The sequence below is a fragment of the Halomonas sp. GXIMD04776 genome (genome assembly GCF_049808615.1).
In the GTDB taxonomy this organism is placed as follows: domain Bacteria; phylum Pseudomonadota; class Gammaproteobacteria; order Pseudomonadales; family Halomonadaceae; genus Modicisalibacter.
The window spans coordinates 198,235-217,165 of sequence record NZ_JBNCAN010000001.1 but is presented as its reverse complement, the minus strand read 5'-3'; the positions used below and the strand labels follow the sequence as shown (position 1 = coordinate 217,165).

The following is an 18,931-nucleotide window of genomic DNA, read 5'->3' as shown; positions in this document are numbered from 1 at the left end:
GGAGTTTACGGGTGTAAATGAGCATCTTGAACCATTCCAGTACTAATCTGGCCGAATGGCCATCCTTCCACTTCCTGTGAACACTATCGTCAGGGCGCCGACCAGGAACATGCCCTGTAGTTCGAGCGCCCAGCCACCGCTGCTTCCCAGCGTGAATAATTCATGCGTGTGAACCAGGATGATGGCGACTACCATATTGATGGTGATGAGCAGCGCCGCGATACGTGCGTGCCAGCCCAGCAACAGCATCACCGGCGCCACGATCTCGCCGATCAGTACACCATAGGCCAGAAACTCGGGTAAGCCATAACGGGCGACTTGATCGCCGATCCAGCTCAGGCTACTCGGATTGAGCAACTTGGCGATCCCGTGCAGCAAGATCAACCCGCCAACGCCAAGGCGTAGAATAAGTTTACCCAGTGCTTCATTGTGCAACGCGTTGAGCATGCAAAGGCCTCTCGATGGGAAAATCGTCAAAAATTAAGGAAAAACAGCCTTGATTGTGAATCAAATTGTGTATTTGTTTCAAAGTGCTGCGATAGGAACGCCAATGCCGTATTTATAACAGCTAATCAAGAGTGGCAGTGCAGCATCATTCCTATAAAAAAATTACAACAATCATTTCTGCTGAGGCGTGAAAAGCCAGGGTGTCATTACTCTGCATCATTTTGATTGCAAGGACAAAAAATTCATAAGATAGAAATGTCGTGACGTTTTCAGGTGTCGATAAATACTAAAATATTCATCGTATCCGCGTTGAAATCAATCAGTCTCGACTCCTTGTAATCTCAATAATAACCTGTAACGAATGATGAGAAGAGAGTGCGGTGTTATGGCCAAGGGTGTCTTGCGATTTCTCGATAGGCGTGTCTTGTCACCGTCGTTCAATCTAGCCCCAGAGCGACGCCGTAGTTTTCAGATATTCGCGCGCACTTATCTTTTCGTGACGACGGTTCATGTGCTCTTCATGCCCATCTTTCTATGGGTCGATATTCCTGTACTGACCGCACTCAATCTTCTGTGTATCGGCGTCAATCTGTTGGCAATTGGTCTTCATCGACATGGCTGGCTAGTGCCGGCGCTACTGATCAAGCTCACCAGCGCTTTTGTGCTGATCGTGGTCGCCGGTATGCTGCTGGGAAACGATATCGGCTTTGAATATTATTCCTTCATCATTTTGTTCGAAATCGTGATCAGCGATCTGCATCGTCGCTACAAGATGATGCTCAGCGGTGTGTTGCTGGGCATGTTTTTGGCCATGCTGCAGTGGCTGTTCGGACTCTGGGGTGAGTGGTCACTCGGTGAGCCGGCACGCGAAATGCTGCATGCCTTTAACCTGATGGTCACCTTCATCCTGATTACCTTCATCGCGTTACAGGTCTACATCGTGACAGAGACCAATGAGCGACGCTTCCTGAGCGATGCCTACCGGGATTCGTTGACCGGGGTGTTCAATCGGCGTGCCATCATCGAACGCGCCGATACTTTGTGGCATCAGGAGCGCCCTTTTGCCTTGCTGCTTATCGATGCCGATCATTTCAAGCAGGTCAATGACAACTACGGCCATAGTGCCGGTGACAAGGTGCTGCGCCATATTGCGCAGCTATTGCAACAGGCCTTGCGCGATAGAGATTGTATTGGACGCGTAGGGGGCGAGGAGTTTTTGATCCTGCTTCCCGATGCCCGCTTCGATGAAGCCGTGGGTATCGCGTCTCGCTTGCGAGAGCAACTGGCCAATCACCCCTGTCGTCTGGGTAGGCAGACATTGACGGTGACTCTTTCCATGGGCCTTTCATTGTCCCATGAGGAACAGGCGTTGGATGACGTGATCGATTTGGCAGATCGACGCCTGTATCTGGCAAAATTCTCGGGACGTGATCAAATGATAGCCGAAGGAGGGGAATCCTTCGGTATCATGGTGCGTGGTGAGGTGTTCACTGGCCCTGAGTCCACTGACGAGCTTTGACACTCACGTTGAGAACACATATCACTCGAATTCGTAGGGAGAGACAAGGATGCGCTTATGGGTAGCACTGCTGCTGTCGATGGTTCTGCTGGGCGGTTGTGGTGCATCGCCGTCAGTCAATAACGGAGCCGACACAGCACAGGCGACGTTGCCAATAGTAGGGCCGCGCTGGACATTGACACTGCTGGGCACGGACCAGCCCTGGCAAGGAGAGGCGGCTGCCTATTTCGAATTACAGCCGGAAGGCGATACATTGAGGCTCAGCGGCAGTGACGGCTGCAATCGCCTCATGGGCAAGGCGGAGCTGGGGGAGGGCAATCGCATCGCTATCTCCGAGGTCATCAGCACTCGCATGGCCTGCCCTGGTCTGGCGCAGTCGACCCAGGTGAGTCATCTACTTTCCCAGGCACACCGCTATTTGATCGACCACGATCGGTTGGTCTTGATGGGTCGCGACGGCCATGTACTGGCGGGCTTCAAGCGTCAGAAATAGTCGGTAAAGCAGGTGTCAGGAGGCTCGCCATCGTCCTGAGCGGCCGGGTGACGAGCCTCTTGCATGACAAAGCACCTTTTTACAGCGCGTTGATCTTGGCGTGCTGATCGGCCAATACTGCACGGTTTGCCTGCGCCTCCGCCAACTTGGCGCGCTCCTTGTCGACCACCTCGGCGGGGGCCTTGGCGATGAAGCTTTCGTTGGAAAGCTTTCGCTCCACTCCGGTAATGAACTTGTCCTGCTTGTCCATTTCCTTGGTCAGTCGAGCGAGTTCGGTTTCCTTGTCGATCAAATCGGCCATGGGCACCAGCACCTCCATGTCGCCGACCCGCTGGGTCGCCGATAGCGGCGCCTGAGCTGGATTGTCGAGCCACTCGACGCTTTGCAGCTTGGCCAGCTTGGCGAGGAAATGACGGTTGTTTTCCAAGCGCCGGTGATCGCTCTCGCCGCCCTTGGTCAGCAGCACATCGAGCAGCTTGCCCGGGGCGATGTTCATTTCGGCCCGCACGTTGCGTACGGCTACGATCACGCCCTTGAGCCACTCGATATCCCGCTCGGCCTGCTCGTCGATCTTGTCCATCTCGGACCGAGGCCAAGGCTGGTTCATGATCGATTCGTTGCCATCATCCTTGGCTTTTCCGGCCAGGGGCGCCACGCGCTGCCAGATCTCTTCGGTGATGAAGGGCATCATCGGATGAGCCAGACGCAGTATGGCCTCGAGCACACGCACCAGCGTTCGCCGGGTACCGCGCTTGGCCTCATCGGAGGCATTTTCGTCCCATAGCACCGGCTTGGAGAGTTCCAGGTACCAATCGCAATACTCGTTCCAGACGAACTCGTAGAGGGCCTGAGAGGCATGATCGAAACGGAACTCTTCCAGGGCCCGGGTGACCTGGGCTTCGGTCTGCTGCAGCGTCGATACGATCCAGCGATCCGCCAGGGACAGTTCGATATCGCTGTCCGTCAGGCCCACATCCGCCTCCTCGGTGTTCATCAGCACGTAGCGCGAGGCATTCCACAGCTTGTTGCAGAAGTTGCGGAAGCCGTCGAGACGCCCCATGTCGAACTTGACGTCGCGACCGGTAGTGGCCAGCGACAGGAAGGTATAGCGCAGCGCATCGGTGCCGTGGGGCTCGATGCCGTCAGGGAACTCGTTCCGGGTCGCCTTGGCGATGGCCTTGGCCTTCTGTGGCTGCATCATGTTGCCGGTGCGCTTGTCCATCAAGGTGTCCAGGTCGATGCCGTCGATCAAGTCGATGGGGTCGAGCACATTACCCTTGGATTTGGACATCTTCTGGCCCTGGGCGTCGCGCACCAGGCCGTGCACGTAGACCCTTCTGAAGGGCACTTCGCCGGTGAACTTGAGGGTCATCATGATCATCCGCGCGACCCAGAAGAAGATGATGTCGAAGCCGGTGACCAGCACGCTGGTGGGGTGGAAGGTCGCGAGCTCCGGCGTGTCTTCCGGCCAGCCCAGAGTGCCGAAGGTCCAGAGTCCGGAGCTGAACCAGGTATCCAGCACATCCTCGTCCTGGTTTAGCGGGATGCCGGGGGGGAGGTCATATTTTTCGCGGGCCTCGGCTTCCGTGCGGGCCACGAAGACGTTGCCTTCCGGGTCGTACCAGGCGGGAATGCGATGCCCCCACCAGAGCTGGCGTGAGATGCACCAGTCCTGCAGATCGCGCATCCAGGCGAAGTACATGTTCTCGTAGTTCCTAGGCACGAACTGAATATCGCCATTTTCGACGGCTTCGATGGCGGGTTTGGCCAAGGACTCCACTGCCACGAACCATTGATCGGTGAGATAGGGTTCGATGACTACCTGAGAGCGGTCGCCGAAGGGCTGCATGATCTTCTTGTTCTCGACCAGCGGTTGCGCCGTGCCATCCTCGCCTTGCTGGGTCACCGCCAGCCCTTCAGCTGTGATGGCCTCGACCACGCGCTGGCGTGCCTCGAAGCGGTCGAGTCCGCGCAATGATTCGGGTACCAGATTGACGTCGGACACGTCGCCCACGTCTTCACCCCGGGCGGCGCGGGTGGCGAATTCCGCGCTGGCCTCATAAGATAGCCCGTCGGTACGCATCCGGGCCTTGCGGTCCATCAGGTTGTACAGTGGGATGCCGTTTCGCTGCGCCACGGCATAGTCGTTGAAGTCGTGAGCGCCGGTGATCTTGACGGCGCCGGAGCCAAAATCGGGATCGGGATAGTCGTCGGTGATGATGGGAATCAGGCGCCGATGCTCTTTTGGCCCAACCGGGATCTCGCACAGCTTGCCGACCAAGGGCGCGTAGCGCTCGTCGGAGGGATGGACGGCGACGGCGCCGTCGCCCAGCATCGTCTCGGGGCGAGTGGTGGCGATGGAAATGTAATCCCGCGTCTCGCGCAGGGTAACGTTGCCGTCCCTGTCCTTCTCGATGTACTCGTAGGTTTCACCGCCCGCCAGCGGGTACTTGAAATGCCACATGTGGCCGTCGATCTCGACATTTTCCACCTCGAGATCGGAAATGGCGGTCTCGAGCTTCGGGTCCCAATTGACCAGACGCTTGCCGCGATAGATTACCCCCTCATCGAACAGGCGAACGAAGACTTCCTGCACCGCCTTGTAGAAGCCGTCGTCCATGGTGAAGCGCTCGCGGCTCCAGTCCACGCTGGCGCCCATGCGTCTCAGCTGGCGGGTGATATGGTCGCCGGATTCGGCCTTCCACTCCCATACCTTGTCGATGAAGGCATCACGGCCCAGGTCATGACGACTCTGCCCGGTTTCCGCGGCCAGCTTGCGCTCGACCAGCATCTGGGTGGCGATACCGGCGTGATCGGTGCCGATCTGCCACAGGGTATTGTGGCCCTGCATGCGTCGCCAGCGGACCAGGGTATCCATGATGGTGTCCTGGAACGCATGACCCATATGCAGGCTGCCGGTGACGTTAGGCGGCGGAATCATGATCGAGTAGGGTGCGCCTTCACCGGAAGGGGCGAAGCGATGGTCGGCTTCCCAGCGCTGATACCAGCGCCTTTCAATCTGCTCGGGTTGGTACGTCTTGTCCATGGATCGCTCGGTTTGAAAGGTGGCGTTCGCCCAGAGTATGGCGAACGTATGAAATGCCGAAATGGCTGGGATTATACCGGCGCAAATCGCCAACGTCATGAAGGCTTGCGGGTATTCCCCAGTGGCACAAAGGCCAGCCGGCTAGGTTAGTATGGCCCTTCGAACGAGTAGGAACGAAGGCTTATGGGCAAGACGCTGGATACACGCCGCTGGTTGTGGCGCGCGATGAGCAGGACATTGCTGGTCCCTCTGCTGTTGGTGGCTGCAGGGGTGATCGTCATGTATCTGGTGACCTACAAGCTGATGTACGCCCACCAGGTCGACTTGCTGGAGAAAGAGTCCAGCACCCTGTTGAGCCAGGTATTGGAGCGTGAATCGCGCTTGATGCAAGCGGATTTGAAAAGCTGGGAGCGGCAGGGGGCATTACTGGCCGATGCGGCACGCCGCGCACTGAATCAGCCGGTAGATTCACAGCGACTCGTGGAGGAAACTCGTCGGCATCGGCACGAGGCAAATGGCGTTTACTACACGCCGATGGATGATGGCCGAGCGGCTTCTTATTATTCCGCATTGACCCCGGAGGCGCTGCGCGATTATCGCAAGGTCGCCCAGTTGGCAGCGCTTGATCCTCTCATGCAGCAATTGGTCGAAGGTGATCCACGTCTGCGTCAGGTGTATATCAATACCTTCGATAGTTATAACCGGCTGTGGCCCTGGTTCGATGCCCGAGCCACCTACGACAGCCACATGGATATTCCCTCGTTCAATTTCTACTTTCTGGCGGATGCGCGCAACAATCCTGAACGCCAACCGGTGTGGACCGAGGCGTATATCGATCCGGCCGGGAGTGGCTGGATGATTTCTCTTGTGGCACCGATCTATCGCGGCGATTTTCTCGAAGGGGTTGCCGGTGTGGACATCACTCTCAAGGAACTGACGGACAGGCTGTTGTCCATGGAGCTGCCTTGGTCAGGGTATGCCGTGCTGATCGGACGCGATGGTCAGGTGCTCGCATTGCCCCCGGCAGATCAGCACGACTTTGTGCAACTGTTTCAGGAGGCCGAGTCGGCGAACGGCGTCGAGCCGGGAACCAGCATTAGCTCACACCCCGTCAATCTGTTGCGACTGAGCGATGCATCGATCATCGGTGACATCCTTGCCGAAGCCTCGGGAAGCCGACACATAGCGATGGCGGGAGAGGCTCGTCTATTGGCCTGGCGTGAGCTCGAAGGTGTGGATTGGACGCTGCTGGCGATCATCGATGAAAACTCTGCCTTCGTGACCGGCGACTCCCTGGGGCGTTCCTTCCGCGAGTTGGGTATCTGGATGCTGGCGGGGCTGCTGCTGTTTTATCTCGTGACCCTGGTGATCATTCGTCGGCGCACGGTCACTTTGAACCGCATGCTGGTCGATCCTTTGCAGCAATTACAGTCCATGGCCGCGGCGTTCGGCACCCAGCGCAGTATGAACAAGCCTCAATTTCAATTGCGCGAGTTCGATGACATAGGCGATGCGTTGGTCGACGCCAGTCGTGAGCGCGAAAGAGCCCTCGGCACATTGGCTGCGGAGAAGGAGCGTCTACGCTTGGCATTGGACGCCAGTGGGGGAAGCGTGTGGGAGTACGATATCCTCAATGACCGTTTGATGATGCACGACAGCATGTTCCAACTGCTTGGGCTGGTGCCGTTGGTGGCACTTCCCTTGGCGAGCTTTCAGGCCTGTATTCATCCCGAGGACTTGCCTCGCTTCGAATCTCAGCGTCGCCGCGTAATGGCCAGAAAGATGACGGTAGGTGAGGTGGAGATGCGTCTGCGAGTGGCGGACGGGCGTTGGCTATGGGTACTGACCCGGGGCAGTGTGCTCCGTCGCAACGAAAGCGGCGAGGCGCTTTATGCCACCGGCGTCGTGTTGGATATCCATCAACGCAAGCATACGACGAGTGAGCTGGAGCGTGCACGGGACGAGGCCAGGTGGGCACAGCGCGCGCAATCGCGGCTGTTTTCCCGGGTCAGCCATGAACTGCGCACCCCCTTGGGTATCATCATTGGCTTCACCGATCTGCTACAGGACAAGGATGCGTCCCGGTTCGACTCCCAGACCCAGCATTATCTCGATGAAGTGGTGCGGGCGGCGGAACGGCTTGATGAGTTGCTCAAGGATGTGCTGCAACTGGCCAATCTCGAGTCCGGCGAAATGGCCCTCGAGTGCGAAGCACAATCGGCGCTGCGGTGTTTGCAGCGTAATGTGAGTCATTCGAGAATCCGCGCCTCCCAAGGCGGGATTCAGCTCGAACTCGCGACGGCGATTCAGAGTAGCTGGGTATTGGCTGATCGCCAGCGGCTCGACCAGATACTTCAAAACCTGATCGACAATGCCATCAAGTACAATCGTCCCGGTGGCTGGGTCAGGCTATCGACCTGGACCGAGGCGGATAGTGTGTGTCTGGAGGTGGCGGATAACGGGCAGGGCATTGCCGAGGATGTCCGGGACGATCTGTTTCTGCCCTTCGCCCGTCTGGGAATGGAGCATAGTGACATCAAGGGAACCGGACTGGGACTGGCGCTATGCCTTGAGCTTGTGCGCCGCATGCAGGGTCATATCGAGGTATTCAGTCATCCAGGTCAAGGCAGCCGTTTTCAGGTCTGGCTGCCTCGGGTAGACGTGCAGGCGCACCAAGCCGCTGTGGTTCAGGCCCTGCCCGTTCAGGCACGACTGGCGCGTCCACTGACCTTGCTGTTGATCAGCGGGGATGAAAAGACCCGTATTCGCATGGAGGTATTGGCCGAGAAGCTCGATGGCCTCTCCTTAGTAAGCACGGGTCGCTACTCCCGAGCGCTGCGCTTGATCAATGAGCAGCCGCCACAGTTACTGGTCTGCGATGCGAGCGTGGGCATTGATAAGGCCACGGAACTGTTGCGCCGCTGTCAGCGTGTGCTGAAGACGCAATCAGTGTATGGCTACTGGATTGGGCCATTGCCCTTGCCAGAGGGATTCCATGCCCAATGGCAACCGCCACCGCGGATAGAGAGGGTGTGGTCGGCGTTGCAGCAGGCCGGCGCGACTAGCTCAGATGATGCGCCTTGACCGGATAGCCGCGACGCTTGTAGGTCTGCCAGCAGTCACGTTTGGCGCTCAACACGTCCTGATGTTGATTGATGATCTCGGCGACTCGCTCGAAGCGCGAGAACCACTCGGGAATGCCCGGATTCAGGTTCAGCATTGCCTCGATGCCAGGCTCCGGAGCCTCGCGCCAGTCGATGGTCACGGGAGTCTTGTCGAGATCGCTCCCCAGGATGGCGTGTGGCACATAGCTGTCAGGCCGAAAGGTCCATAACCGTTCATCAATGAATTGCGCCTCCTGCTCATCCGTCACGTGCACATGCAGTCGATAGCCCTTGCGGTAGATGGTCTCGATCAGCCTGCAGGCGAAATCGAACCGCGCCTCGCGGGTGGTGTCAGGGAGGATGTAGAAATCGATCTGGGTCATGGGGCTATGCCTGAGTATTGGCTGCGCTCGATCATGCTGCGTTAAAAATTATCTCAAGGTACTCATTTACACCCCGTAAACTCCGTCCTCTCGATAATTTTTGCCTTGCCTGATCTTCGCTCGCCGAATTCTCAGACAAAGCCCGGCTTCCAGAAACTGGCGGCCAGTTGAACCAGGCATCCCCCGCGCGGGGCGGATGCCCAAGGGTCATTACGTGTCGGTTTCGATCTTGGCGTCCTGCTCGCGATCCAGCAGATACTGGGTCAGCAGTCCCACCGGGCGGCCCGTGGCGCCTTTTTCCTTGCCGGAAATCCAGGCGGTGCCGGCGATATCCAGATGCGCCCAAGGGTACTTATCAGCGAAGCGAGATAGATAACACGCTGCGGTGACCGCACCTGCGGGGCGTCCGCCGATATTGGCCAGGTCGGCGAAGTTGGAATCCAACTGGCTCTGATACTCGTCCCAAAGCGGCATGTGCCAGGCCCTATCCCAGGCAGTTTCGCCGGCGTCGAGTAGGTCCAATGCCAGATCGTCGTCGTTGGAGAAGAGGCCAGTGGCATGATTGCCGAGGGCCATGACCATGGCGCCGGTCAAGGTGGCAATGTCCACCACGCTGGCCGGCTCGAAGCGCTCGGCGTAGGTCAGGGCATCGCACAGCACCAGCCGTCCTTCCGCATCGGTATTGAGCACTTCGACGGTCAGACCCTTGAGGGTCTTGATGATGTCGCCGGGCTTGGTGGCGCGCCCGTCCGGCATGTTTTCCGCGGCGGCGATGATGCCTACGACATTGAGCTTGGGCTTGATGGCAGCCAATGCCTTGAAAGTGCCTAAGACGCTTGCGGCGCCGCACATGTCGTACTTCATCTCGTCCATGTCCGCGCCGGGTTTGAGCGAGATGCCGCCACTGTCGAAGGTGATGCCCTTGCCGACCAATACGTGCGGTGCTTCCTGGTCGTTGTCAGCACCTTGATAGCGCATCACGATCAAACGCGAGGGTTCTTTACTCCCTCGACCGACGGAGAGCAGCGTGCGCGCTCCCAGCGCCTCGAGCGCCTCTTCGTCGAGAATTTCCACACTCAAGGTACCGGCGGACGCCTGGCCTAGCTGCTCGGCTTGCTCTGCCAGGTAACGCGGTGTGCATACATTGCCTGGCAGATTACCCAGGGTGCGGGTGAAATTGATGCCTTCACCCAAGGCGTCACCGATACGCAGGCCACGCTCGCTGCTCGCCGCATCGCCGCTTTCATCGAGCAGTAAGCCGACCCGCTCGAGGCGTGACGCCGGGGCCGGCTCGGATTTGAAGTCATCGAAACGATACAGGGCACGCCAGGTGGCCTCGGCAATCATGCGGGCCTTCCAGTCATTGGCGCGCTCGGGCACCGGCACGTCGCTCAGAGCGACCACGGCTTCGTCAATCGGCAGGCGTACAAGTGCCTTGAAAGTGGCATCGAGCACCTTGCGAAAGCTGCCCTCGTTACACTTGGCGCGCTCGCCAAGTCCCACGAGTAACAAGCGCTCCGCGGGCAGCCCTGGTGCAAAGGGAACCACCTGAACATTGGCGAGGGTGGCATCGAAGTCACCGCGCTCGATCAATTGCCCGATCAGCCGCTCACTGGCGTCATCGATCTTGGCTGCCGTCGGCAACAGCTCGCCATCCTTGAATACCGGAACGACGAGGCAGGCGGTCTCGACCTTGGCCGGTTTGACGGTGATGACAGGGAATTCCATGGTGTCTCCGCTGAACAAAGGGTTTCTAGTCTGGCCACTTGATCGGTAACGAGACAAGTGTCCGAGGATTCTGGATAATGCCGGCACGGTATCGGGAAGGCATTGCTCCTTGCTGCTCCGTATCCGTACTCTCCTCAGTGTACGCAAAGCACTGCGCCATTGCATGGACGTTACCACGCGCCAGGACGCTATCCCGGGAGACAGTCTTGATCATCTTTCGTTACTTGACCCGCGAAATTCTGATCACCATGAGTGCCGTGGCCGGTGTGCTGCTGCTCGTCATCATGGGCAGCCGCTTCATTCGCTACTTCACCAATGCCGCTGAAGGCGATATTCCGGCAAGTATTCTCGGTACCCTGATGCTCTATCATCTGCCCGGGTTTCTCGAGTTGATTCTTCCGCTGGCGTTCTTTCTGGGCATTCTGCTGGCCTATGGGCAGCTCTATCTCAACAGCGAAATCACCGTATTGGTGGCCTGTGGCATCAGCCCCAATCGCTTGTTGCAAGTCACCATGTTGCCGACGCTACTGGTGACCGTTCTGGTGGCATCCTGCAGTCTATGGCTGACATCCAGCGGTGCTCGCCATAATGAAATATTGCTCGAAGAGCAGCAAAGCCGCCTGGATTTCTCATCACTGGCGCCGGGGCGCTTTCAGGAATTCGGGGATGGACGCACTGCCTACATCGAAGGGTTGAATGACAAGCAGACCCGCATGCAGGAAGTCTTCATCAGCGAACGGCAACGTCGCGAGGACGACACCCCGCAAACCGTGGTGACTCGCGCCAGAAGTGGCTACCAGACCGTCGACAAGGAAACGGGGAGTCGTTTCCTGGTGCTCGCCGAGGGAGAACGCTATAGCGTCGAGCCCGGGCTCGCCCAAGCGGAACGTCTGGAGTTCGATACCTACGCGGTGCGTCTCTCCCGGGCCACCGAGATGAGTGAGCTCGACGACGCTGAGTACGCCACTACCGCCGAGCTCATTGCGTCTGATGACCCGGAAGCTCAGGCACAATTGCAATGGCGCATCAGCCTGCCGTTGATGGTGCCGATCCTGACCTTACTGGCCTTGCCCTTGTCCAAGGTCAACCCACGACAAGGTCGCTTTGCCAAGCTGTTGCCGGCGATCTTTCTGCACATCAGCTATCTGAGTCTGCTGTTGGCCGCGCTGGACGCGATCGGACGGGGGGCGCTGTCCGCCACTATCGGTATGTGGCCCATTCATCTGGGGTATCTGGTGCTGGGCTGGTGGCTGGCTCGCCGGTCGCAACTGGGGGGAATGCGCTGATGATTGCCGACCGTCTCGACCGCTATATCGCTCGCAATGTACTGGCGGCCATTCTCGTGGTCCAGCTGGTGCTGCTGGGGCTTGATCTGATCATCGCCTTCATCAACGATCTGAAGGATGTGGAGGGTGGCTACGGCGCCTTCGATGTTCTGCTGTATCTGGGGCTGCGCATGCCCTGGCGCTTTTACCAGTATGCCCCGGTGGCGGTGCTGATCGGAGCCTTGATCGGCCTGGGAAGCATGGCCTCCAGCAATGAACTGACGGTAATGCGTGCCTCCGGGCGCTCCTTGATGCGTATTCTATGGAGTGCGATGAAGCCCATTCTTCTGATAATCGTTGCCGTGTTGCTGATCGCCGAATTCGTCAGTCCCCGCAGCGAGCAGTTTGCCCAGGCCTGGCGTCTGGAACAGCTGAGTGGTGCGGGTGCCGTGCTGACTCAACGTGGTGGCTGGCAACGCGAGGGGGACTCTTTCTATCGATTTGGTGCGATTCGAGCCGACGATACGGTCATCGATCTGACCCGTTATCGTTTCGATGACTATCGTCTCGAGCAGGCCACTCACGCGGAGCGGGCGGTCTGGGAAGAGGACCACTGGGTATTGATGGGCGCCGAGGTAACACGCTTTCTCGAGGAGCGTACCGAAACCGAGCAACACGCCCGCTTGACCTGGAACACTAGCCTTACTCCTGAGCAGCTTAACCGTCTGCTGCGGGATGTGGAAAGCCAGGCGCCCAGCGAGCTGTGGGCTTACGCGAACTATCTTGGCAATCAAGGACTGACCGCCACTCAGCCCTTGCTGTACTTCTGGCAGAAGATGCTGATGCCGGTCACCATGGCGTCACTGGTATTAGTGGCGGCCTCTTTTGTATTCGGCCCCTTGCGGACCGTGGCTGCCGGTACCCGGGTGTTCTACGGCGTCATCGTCGGTTTGTCGTTCAAGTATTTGCAGGATCTGCTGGCGCCCGCGTCTATGGTCTTTGGTTTTTCGCCCGTCTGGGCGGTACTGACGCCAACACTGGCCTGTATCGGGGTGGGGCTTTATTTGCTGCGGCGCAGCGGCTAGGAGGCCAGTCACGATTTGCTGCGTGTCGGTCATACTTCGTTAAATTCGAACTCGAGTGCGAGCCCAGTCCGTTTTCGTCCGAATTTGCCTTGTCTGACTCTAACTCGCTAAATCGTGAACAGACCTCCGTGGGCTTGACTACGGTTTACTGTTGAGGGAAAAGAGATGCGGTGTTTTGCCAATCTGGATGATGTGTGGCCGGCGGGATTGCTGCGTCGTTTGGCGGCCATGATCTATGACTCGCTGGTGCTGATGGCGATATGGATGCTGGTGGGGTTCGTGGGCGTGGCGCTGAACGAGGGGGAGGCCATCGAGAGCCCCTTTTTTCATAGCGTTTTGCTGATCGTGACCTTCGTATTCTTTGCCTTCTTCTGGATGCGCGCCGGCATGACACTGGGCATGCAGGCTTGGCGTCTGCGAGTTCAAAGCGTCGAAGGCAATACGTTGACCCTGCCGCAATGTCTGGTGCGTTTCGTTGCCGCTTTCTTTTCGTTGGCCCTGGGTGGGTTGGGTTACTGGTGGATCTTGTTCGACAGTGAGCAGCGCAGCTGGTCGGACATTGCCTCTAATTCACGGGTGGTCGTGCTTCCCAAGCGCTCGGGACGCAGAGCGTCCTGACACCTGGCGGTAAAGCGGTTTAAACGGCTGGCTTCGCGAATGACCACAACGAAGACCTTGCGATAATGGCCTGGAGGACAGGTGACTTCCCGTACGCCATGCCAGGAATTTCCGCGGCGCGAAAAGATGAGACTGTAATTGCCCATGGCCCGGGATTCGATGGCCTCATCGAAGTCTTCGAACGCCGGTGCGCTATTGGTGACGAAACGTCCGCGATCGTTCAGCATGACGTTCTGCCCGCCCCATTCCGGTTGCCAGTCATCCCCATCATTGAAATAAAAGATGTGTGAGCCGATTTTGCGCTGATCGCCGCAATGCGGTGACACCGGGCAGCTTGCCGGTGTGTAGTGCCAATGGAAATGCATGTGAAATACATTGGTACCTAGTATGCGAGCCATGAAGCGACGATAACGTAGGCCTTGCAATTCAGCCATGAAGGCATGCCAGTGCGGCGACAGGGCCATGTCCGGCGTATATTCCAGGAATAGACGATCGTGGGGCCTCTGATCGAGATGGCGCATTTCACCAAGGTTTTTCTCGAAACGCTCCACCCCGGGCATCGATGACTGCAGTGCGTGGAAGCCTTCTTCCGTAAGCAGACCATGCGGATTGATCCAGGGGTAAGGCGTCTGAGTCTGAAACTTCTTGGCATCCAGCTTCGTGAGCGCATCGAAGTCTAGATAGTTCATTGCCTTTCCCTTTGTAAAAGATTGCCATAGACCAGGCGAGGCCAAGCTTGTCTGGGGTCGTTGAATAGCGAGCATGGTTGCTTTTTTACATAAAAGTAACAATAGAGTGTTTTTGTGAAATTAAATGTAATATTCAAGGCGGTTAAATCACTAATACTCGGATGGTAATAATTGCCTATTCGTTTGCTCGGAGTATTAGTTGCCTAAAGCCTTGTGTCTGATCAGGCGCTGTTGACCGGTTTACAGAGACTTGCGGACAGGGCGTTGGGCGGAAAAAATAAGATGACTTTTACTTGCAATCCCCTATGCGAATCATTTACATTCACTATCAGGGCGATAGTGAGGCAATCCCATGTATGTATGTCTATGCAAGCGTGTTTCCGACCATACCATTCAACAGGTGGTCGCCGAAGGTGCAAGGAGCTGGCGCGAGGTGCGTGAGCAGACCGGTTGCGCTACTCAGTGTGGCAAATGCGCCTGTATGGGCAAATCAGTCACCCAGGATGCCCTGGCCCGGGAAATGTTTGGCGACCCCGAACTGGCCTATGCTGTCTAGCCTGTAATGATGTTCACTTTCATTGGCATTCGACAACACCTGTCGAATGCGATGTTGTCTCTATAACTATTTGGCATCGTTGGACTTTTCCTCGACTTTAAGCGATACTTTGCGCGTAAAAAGAGCGTGGGCACGCTTCCTGCGCCAATAGAAATTGTCAGGAGATTCCCATGAAAGGCGACGCCAAGGTCATCGAACATCTCAATACCGTGCTCGGTAACGAGCTGGTAGCGATCAATCAGTATTTTCTGCACGCCAAGATGTACAAGGACTGGGGTCTCAAGGCACTGGCGAAGTGGGAATACGATGAGTCTATCGAGGAGATGAATCACGCCGACAAGCTGATCGAGCGCATTCTCTTTCTCGAAGGGCTGCCCAATCTGCAGGATCTTGGCAAACTGCATATCGGCGAGCACACCCGTGAAATGCTCGAGAGCGATCTGGCCGCTGAGCACAAGGGCCGCAAGGACCTGATCGAAGCCATTACCCATTGCGAGCAGGTGCGCGATTATGTCAGTCGCGATTTGTTCCGGCATATCCTCGATGACGAGGAAGAGCACATCGACATGCTCGAGACCGAACTAGGACTGATCGACAAGGTGGGTATCGAGAATTATCTGCAGAAGCAGATGCACGAAGCCTCATAACCTGACATCGTGGATAATTCGCTGACACGATTGGTAACGAAGAAGGCGCCCCCTGAAAGGAGGCGCCTTCTTTCATTGAGAAACAACAAGATCAGCCCAGATCGTTGACCAGCAGCCTCTCCACGGTGGCGATGCGTTCGCCGAGCTGTGCTTCGTTCGCTGCCAGCACGGTGATATGACCGATCTTGCGACCGGGGCGCGGCGCCTTGCCGTAGTCGTGCCAGCGTGTACCGGGTACCTTGAGTACTGCGTCACGCTCGGGGAGGGCGCCGATCACATTGAGCATGGCGCAAGGGGCAAGACGCTCGACACAGCCCAGGGGTAGGCCGGTGATGGCCCGTAAATGATTCTCGAATTGGCTGGTTACGGCACCCTCGATGGTCCAGTGGCCGGAATTATGGACACGAGGGGCGATCTCGTTGGCGAGCAGAGTCTCACTATCCTGAACAAAGAATTCAAAGGCCATGACCCCGACATAATCGAGTTCCGCGAGCACCCGGTTGGCGTAATCCTCGGCTAGGGGCTGCAGCGCGTGACCCGGCTCCGGGATGGAGCAGTGCAACATGCCCTGGCGATGTTCATTGCGTACCAGTGGCCATACCCGGGTTTCCCCATCGTTACCCCGCACCGCGATCACTGAAACCTCGTGGTCGAAATCGACGAAGCCCTCGAGTACCAAGGGGACTGCGCCCAATTCGGCAAAGGCATCGGTCACATCATCGGGTTCGCGCAGTAACTTCTGGCCCTTGCCATCGTAGCCCAGAGTTCGCGTCTTGATCACTGCGGGCAGGCCGATCTCGGCGACTGCCGCATCAAGATCGGTCTGGTTGTCGATCTTGGCCACCGGCGGCAGCGGAATGTCCAATGAGCGAAACAGTGACTTCTCGGCCCAGCGATCCTGGGCGGTTGCCAGGGCCTTGGCGGGAGGAAAGGCGGGACGATCCTCGGCCAGTCGGGTCACGACCTCGGCGGCGATATTCTCGAATTCGAAGGTCACCACATCGCTATCGACGACGAGCCGTTCGTGAGCGGCATTGTCGTTCCAATCCGCCTGGATATGACGGCCGTGAAGGGCCGCGCAGGGCGAGTCCGAGGGATCTAGAAAAGTGAAGCGGGCATCGAAGCCCGCTCCCGCTTCGGCCATCATGCGGCCCAACTGGCCGCCACCGACGATACCGATATGCATCATTCAGGCCTCCGGTGAATCCTGTTGGCTGGGGTCGGGCTGATCCAGCACCTGGCGAGTCTGTTCGGCGCGATAATGCTCGAGTGCTCCTCGCACCTCGGGATACTTGTTGCCGAGCATGGCGGCGGCAAGCAGGGCGGCGTTGATGGCGCCGGCACGGCCAATGGCCAGGGTGCCGGTAGGGATGCCGGCGGGCATTTGCACGATCGACAGCAAGGAATCGACACCGCTGAGCATGCTCGACTGTACCGGGACACCCAGCACCGGCAGGCTGGTCTTGGCCGCAGCCATGCCAGGTAGATGGGCCGCACCACCGGCGCCGGCGATGATGACTTCGAGGCCGCGATCGATGGCGCCGGCGGCATAATCGAATAGAAGATCCGGGGTACGATGAGCGGACACAACCTTGACCTCATGTTCGATTCCCAGTTGTTCCAGGGTCTCGGCGGTATGGCGCATGGTCGCCCAGTCCGATTTCGATCCCATGATGACACCTACCCGTATGCTCATTCGTCCTCCGCTTGCCGCTTTCGAAACGCTGGCCGGGGTTGTCGGCGTGGCCATTGAAAGAAGCGCCGCAGTATATCAGCCGTTCCCCCCAGTGGCACCTCGAGCCTCGCGACATGCGTCTGGCCGTAATAAGTACCACTGCCCCGGCTCTCCCTCATGGAGTGTCACGCTTGACCAGGTATCGTAGGCGAAGCCAATGTCCCGGCGATCGGCTTTCGCAAACGCCCGAAGGCCGAAGAACCCCCCGGCGACGGCGCGGCCGGCATTGATATGCCCACGCGGTGAGGCGGTGACACTGGCACAGGTTTCGCTCGGTGTCTGAGGGTCGAACACACGCACGGTGCGCTGAGCGGTCGTGGTGTTGCCATCGCTGTCGGTGGCAGAGTAGGCACAGGCGTAGTCGCCGAGCCGAGAGGTATCTATCTGGCTGCAATCGGTAGTGACGGGCACTTCGCCATCCTCGGTGTCCTCGGCGCTCGCGCCCGGGTCGTCGTAGGAGGCGTTCAACGGTACCAACAGTGGGTTTGCACCGTTGAGTACGATCCTTGGGGCGCCTGGGGGCGATGAAGCATTGCGTGGGTGACGTTCAAAAAAGTCCCAGATGATGTCGGGATAGCTGGGCCCCTGGCGTATTGCCCACCGGCCTTGATTGCCGCTTTCGCCGCCGATCCAGTAATGGCCCTTATCAGTGTCCGCGGGGCTAGGCGTGGCCAGGGGGCCGTCATAGAAGACTGTTTCCACCAGCGACCGACTGGTCGGCTCGCTGTTCACGGTATAGCGGGACTGGCGACAGGCATAATCCTGTTCATGGAACGGTTGGCAGGCCTTCTGTGATGCGAGTGCCTCGTTGGGAGTGTCGTGGCTTTCATCGCCGAACACTGCAAGCTGCGCATCCCTCAGATTGCGCCCAGCAGGTTGAATCACCGTGCAGTCGTCGTTGTTCTGCAATACCAGTAGCGGAATGGCATAGTCGTCGTCGAGCTCACCACGCATATCGCCGACCACTTGACTTACCGGATGAAAGGTAGCAAATCCGGGGCACTGTCCGGATAGCGACACCGAGGCGGCATCCTCGCCATAGGGCAATCCCGCAGCGCTGGCTGCAGCGGCCCAGTATTCGTTGTGGGTGATGGCGGCCACCACCGTCATGGCGCCACCGGAAGAGAGCCCGGTGATATAGCGTCGCTCGGGATCAATGGCAAAGTCGCGTTCCACGGCCAGGGCGATCTGATGCAGATCCTCGGGTTCTCCCATGCCCTCCTGTTGATGCTGATCCAGCCAGAAGCCCCAGCAATTGGTATTGCGTAGCCCGTCGTAACTAGTGATGAACGGTGCGACCAGAATGAATCCGTAGCGGTCCGCCGCTGCTTTGAGGCCCCAGTCATCAAGTACATCGGCTTGGGTTTGCTGGCAGCCATGCAGTGCCATGACCAGGGGAGCGGGCCGGGTAAGATTATCGGGCACGTAGACTTGATAATTGCGCTCCCGGGAGCCCGGATAGCCTTGAGCATCCAGGGTGGCACTGGTGATGGTGCCGGCCTGAACCGAGGCGCTGAGAAGCAGTACCAGGATCGCGATCAGGTCGCGAACCAATCGGGTGAAGGAAAGCGCAGGCATAAATCATCCTTGAGAGCTGCGATAGTCAGCCTTCAGCA

General features: G+C 58.1%; 16 protein-coding genes. 8 read left to right on the top strand and 8 right to left on the bottom strand.

Features of this window, described 5'->3' with window-relative positions; genetic code table 11:
* Nucleotides 1–42: 42 nt before the first annotated feature.
* Complete coding sequence (locus ACPF7Z_RS01040; RefSeq protein ID WP_425191294.1) at nucleotides 43–447, bottom strand: DoxX family protein; 405 nt, start codon at nucleotides 445–447, stop codon at nucleotides 43–45.
* Between the two features lie 520 nt (nucleotides 448–967).
* Here ACPF7Z_RS01040 and ACPF7Z_RS01035 point away from each other — a divergent pair.
* Both ACPF7Z_RS01035 and ACPF7Z_RS01030 read left to right on the top strand, forming a co-directional pair.
* Nucleotides 968–1,966 (top strand): GGDEF domain-containing protein, encoded by a 999-nt coding sequence (locus ACPF7Z_RS01035; protein WP_425191293.1) that lies wholly within the window; start codon nucleotides 968–970, stop codon nucleotides 1,964–1,966.
* A gap of 49 nt (nucleotides 1,967–2,015) precedes the next feature.
* Entirely contained in the window at nucleotides 2,016–2,459 is a 444-nt protein-coding gene (locus ACPF7Z_RS01030; protein ID WP_425191292.1) for an META domain-containing protein, read from the top strand.
* A gap of 79 nt (nucleotides 2,460–2,538) precedes the next feature.
* On the opposite strand, the gene ACPF7Z_RS01025 is transcribed toward ACPF7Z_RS01030, so the two are convergent.
* The gene (locus tag ACPF7Z_RS01025) at nucleotides 2,539–5,505 is read right to left on the bottom strand and encodes a valine--tRNA ligase (protein ID WP_425191291.1); all 2,967 of its coding nucleotides are present in this window, start codon (nucleotides 5,503–5,505) and stop codon (nucleotides 2,539–2,541) included.
* 183 nt (nucleotides 5,506–5,688) lie between these two features.
* Here ACPF7Z_RS01025 and ACPF7Z_RS01020 point away from each other — a divergent pair, with 183 nt between their 5' ends.
* Nucleotides 5,689–8,589 (top strand): ATP-binding protein, encoded by a 2,901-nt coding sequence (locus ACPF7Z_RS01020; RefSeq protein ID WP_425191290.1) that lies wholly within the window; start codon nucleotides 5,689–5,691, stop codon nucleotides 8,587–8,589.
* Here ACPF7Z_RS01020 and ACPF7Z_RS01015 read toward each other — a convergent pair.
* Nucleotides 8,567–8,992, bottom strand: coding sequence for a DNA polymerase III subunit chi (locus tag ACPF7Z_RS01015; protein ID WP_425191289.1), 426 nt, complete (start codon nucleotides 8,990–8,992; stop codon nucleotides 8,567–8,569). The two genes, ACPF7Z_RS01020 and ACPF7Z_RS01015, sit on opposite strands and share 23 nt — an antisense overlap.
* Nucleotides 8,993–9,202: 210 nt before the next feature.
* Nucleotides 9,203–10,720, bottom strand: coding sequence for a leucyl aminopeptidase (locus tag ACPF7Z_RS01010; protein ID WP_425191288.1), 1,518 nt, complete (start codon nucleotides 10,718–10,720; stop codon nucleotides 9,203–9,205).
* 206 nt (nucleotides 10,721–10,926) lie between these two features.
* On the opposite strand from ACPF7Z_RS01010, the gene lptF reads away from it, so the two are divergent.
* The 3 genes from lptF (at nucleotide 10,927) to ACPF7Z_RS00995 (ending at nucleotide 13,688) form a co-directional block, all read left to right on the top strand.
* A complete protein-coding gene (gene lptF, locus ACPF7Z_RS01005) occupies nucleotides 10,927–12,006 on the top strand; it encodes an LPS export ABC transporter permease LptF (RefSeq protein ID WP_425191287.1) in 1,080 nt (359 codons plus the stop codon).
* Nucleotides 12,006–13,070: an LPS export ABC transporter permease LptG gene (lptG, locus tag ACPF7Z_RS01000; RefSeq protein ID WP_425191286.1), complete on the top strand. Its 1,065-nt coding sequence runs from the start codon at nucleotides 12,006–12,008 to the stop codon at nucleotides 13,068–13,070. The genes lptF and lptG overlap by 1 nt, the downstream gene beginning before the upstream one ends.
* A 165-nt stretch (nucleotides 13,071–13,235) precedes the next feature.
* Nucleotides 13,236–13,688, top strand: coding sequence for an RDD family protein (locus ACPF7Z_RS00995; protein ID WP_425191285.1), 453 nt, complete (start codon nucleotides 13,236–13,238; stop codon nucleotides 13,686–13,688).
* Here the strand turns inward: ACPF7Z_RS00995 and ACPF7Z_RS00990 are convergent.
* Nucleotides 13,583–14,377 carry a hypothetical protein gene (locus tag ACPF7Z_RS00990; protein WP_425191284.1) on the bottom strand — a complete coding sequence of 265 codons (795 nt, stop codon included), beginning with the start codon at nucleotides 14,375–14,377 and terminating at the stop codon, nucleotides 13,583–13,585. The two genes, ACPF7Z_RS00995 and ACPF7Z_RS00990, sit on opposite strands and share 106 nt — an antisense overlap.
* 352 nt (nucleotides 14,378–14,729) lie before the next feature.
* Here ACPF7Z_RS00990 and ACPF7Z_RS00985 point away from each other — a divergent pair, with 352 nt between their 5' ends.
* Nucleotides 14,730–14,933 carry a (2Fe-2S)-binding protein gene (locus ACPF7Z_RS00985; RefSeq protein ID WP_425191283.1) on the top strand — a complete coding sequence of 68 codons (204 nt, stop codon included), beginning with the start codon at nucleotides 14,730–14,732 and terminating at the stop codon, nucleotides 14,931–14,933.
* A 170-nt stretch (nucleotides 14,934–15,103) separates the two neighbouring features.
* Nucleotides 15,104–15,580 (top strand): bacterioferritin, encoded by a 477-nt coding sequence (bfr, locus tag ACPF7Z_RS00980; RefSeq protein ID WP_425191282.1) that lies wholly within the window; start codon nucleotides 15,104–15,106, stop codon nucleotides 15,578–15,580.
* Between the two features lie 91 nt (nucleotides 15,581–15,671).
* On the opposite strand, the gene ACPF7Z_RS00975 is transcribed toward bfr, so the two are convergent.
* The 3 genes from ACPF7Z_RS00975 to ACPF7Z_RS00965 all read right to left on the bottom strand — a co-directional run bounded on the left by ACPF7Z_RS00975 (nucleotide 15,672) and on the right by ACPF7Z_RS00965 (nucleotide 18,893).
* Nucleotides 15,672–16,769, bottom strand: a complete 1,098-nt coding sequence (locus ACPF7Z_RS00975; RefSeq protein ID WP_425191281.1) for a 5-(carboxyamino)imidazole ribonucleotide synthase — start codon at nucleotides 16,767–16,769, stop codon at nucleotides 15,672–15,674.
* On the bottom strand, nucleotides 16,770–17,276 hold the full coding sequence (purE, locus tag ACPF7Z_RS00970; protein WP_425191280.1) for a 5-(carboxyamino)imidazole ribonucleotide mutase: 507 nt from the start codon (nucleotides 17,274–17,276) through the stop codon (nucleotides 16,770–16,772).
* Between the two features lie 75 nt (nucleotides 17,277–17,351).
* Nucleotides 17,352–18,893: a PHB depolymerase family esterase gene (locus tag ACPF7Z_RS00965; protein ID WP_425191279.1), complete on the bottom strand. Its 1,542-nt coding sequence runs from the start codon at nucleotides 18,891–18,893 to the stop codon at nucleotides 17,352–17,354.
* Nucleotides 18,894–18,931 lie beyond the last annotated feature (38 nt).

What these genes read in the sequence shown, in the direction of transcription:
- ACPF7Z_RS00985 (WP_425191283.1), top strand. Translation starts at nt 14,730, where the DNA reads ATGTATGTATGTCTATGCAAGCGTGTTTCCGACCATACCATTCAACAG.
- ACPF7Z_RS01020 (WP_425191290.1), top strand. Translation starts at nt 5,689, where the DNA reads ATGGGCAAGACGCTGGATACACGCCGCTGGTTGTGGCGCGCGATGAGC.
- ACPF7Z_RS00990 (WP_425191284.1), bottom strand. Translation starts at nt 14,377, where the DNA reads ATGAACTATCTAGACTTCGATGCGCTCACGAAGCTGGATGCCAAGAAG.
- ACPF7Z_RS00995 (WP_425191285.1), top strand. Translation starts at nt 13,236, where the DNA reads ATGCGGTGTTTTGCCAATCTGGATGATGTGTGGCCGGCGGGATTGCTG.
- purE (WP_425191280.1), bottom strand. Translation starts at nt 17,276, where the DNA reads ATGAGCATACGGGTAGGTGTCATCATGGGATCGAAATCGGACTGGGCG.
- ACPF7Z_RS00965 (WP_425191279.1), bottom strand. Translation starts at nt 18,893, where the DNA reads ATGCCTGCGCTTTCCTTCACCCGATTGGTTCGCGACCTGATCGCGATC.
- ACPF7Z_RS01035 (WP_425191293.1), top strand. Translation starts at nt 968, where the DNA reads ATGCCCATCTTTCTATGGGTCGATATTCCTGTACTGACCGCACTCAAT.
- ACPF7Z_RS01030 (WP_425191292.1), top strand. Translation starts at nt 2,016, where the DNA reads ATGCGCTTATGGGTAGCACTGCTGCTGTCGATGGTTCTGCTGGGCGGT.
- ACPF7Z_RS01040 (WP_425191294.1), bottom strand. Translation starts at nt 447, where the DNA reads ATGCTCAACGCGTTGCACAATGAAGCACTGGGTAAACTTATTCTACGC.
- lptG (WP_425191286.1), top strand. Translation starts at nt 12,006, where the DNA reads ATGATTGCCGACCGTCTCGACCGCTATATCGCTCGCAATGTACTGGCG.
- bfr (WP_425191282.1), top strand. Translation starts at nt 15,104, where the DNA reads ATGAAAGGCGACGCCAAGGTCATCGAACATCTCAATACCGTGCTCGGT.
- ACPF7Z_RS01025 (WP_425191291.1), bottom strand. Translation starts at nt 5,505, where the DNA reads ATGGACAAGACGTACCAACCCGAGCAGATTGAAAGGCGCTGGTATCAG.
- ACPF7Z_RS01010 (WP_425191288.1), bottom strand. Translation starts at nt 10,720, where the DNA reads ATGGAATTCCCTGTCATCACCGTCAAACCGGCCAAGGTCGAGACCGCC.
- ACPF7Z_RS00975 (WP_425191281.1), bottom strand. Translation starts at nt 16,769, where the DNA reads ATGATGCATATCGGTATCGTCGGTGGCGGCCAGTTGGGCCGCATGATG.
- ACPF7Z_RS01015 (WP_425191289.1), bottom strand. Translation starts at nt 8,992, where the DNA reads ATGACCCAGATCGATTTCTACATCCTCCCTGACACCACCCGCGAGGCG.